The organism is Shewanella sp. 125m-7 (assembly GCF_052977045.1).
Genome location: NZ_JBRILQ010000105.1, coordinates 1 through 715, shown reverse-complemented (window position 1 = coordinate 715; position 715 = coordinate 1). Strand labels below are relative to the sequence as shown.

Below are 715 nucleotides of genomic sequence, written 5' to 3'. Positions count from 1 at the left end.
CATTAGCTCAGTTGGTAGAGCGATACCTTGCCAAGGTATAGGTCATCGGTTCGAACCCGATATGTCGCTCCAATTTAAAAGATTGTGCGACATTAGCTCAGTTGACTCTTTGTTTAGAGCAAAAGGGCGATACCTTGCAAAGGTATAAGTCATCGGTTATTTATTTCGAACCCGATATGTCGCTCCAATTTAAAGATTGTGCGACATTAGCTCAGTTGACTCTTTGTTTAGAGCAAAAGGGCGATACCTTGCAAAGGTATAGGTCATCGGTTATTTATTTCGAACCCGATATGTCGCTCCAAATTAAAAAGATTTATGCGACATTAGCTCAGTTGACTCTTTGATGAGAGCAAAGGGCGATACATTACCAAGGTATCAGTCATCGGTTGTTTGTTTCAAAGCCGATATGTCGTTTCAATCGAATACAGTTTTACGCGACATTAGCTCAGTTGGTAGAGCGATACCTTGCCAAGGTATAGGTCATCGGTTCGAACCCGATATGTCGCTCCAAATTAAAAAGATTTATGCGACATTAGCTCAGTTGACTCTTTGATGAGAGCAAAAGGCGATACATTACCAAGGTATCAGTCATCGGTTGTTTGTTTCAAAGCCGATATGTCGTTTCAATCGAATACAGTTTTACGCGACATTAGCTCAGTTGGTAGAGCGATACCTTGCCAAGGTATAGGTCATCGGTTCGAACCCGATATGTCGC

The 715-nt window shown here is 42.0% G+C and carries 4 tRNA genes; all 4 read left to right on the top strand.

Features of this window, described 5'->3' with window-relative positions:
* The first annotated feature begins 86 nt into the window (after positions 1 to 86).
* The 4 genes from ACVBIL_RS20630 (at position 87) to ACVBIL_RS20615 (ending at position 715) form a co-directional block, all read left to right on the top strand.
* Positions 87 to 187, top strand: a tRNA-Cys gene (locus tag ACVBIL_RS20630).
* 13 nt (positions 188 to 200) lie between these two features.
* A tRNA-Cys gene (locus ACVBIL_RS20625) sits at positions 201 to 301 on the top strand.
* 133 nt (positions 302 to 434) lie between these two features.
* A tRNA-Gly gene (locus ACVBIL_RS20620) sits at positions 435 to 510 on the top strand.
* A 133-nt stretch (positions 511 to 643) separates the two neighbouring features.
* Positions 644 to 715 (top strand) — tRNA-Gly (locus ACVBIL_RS20615).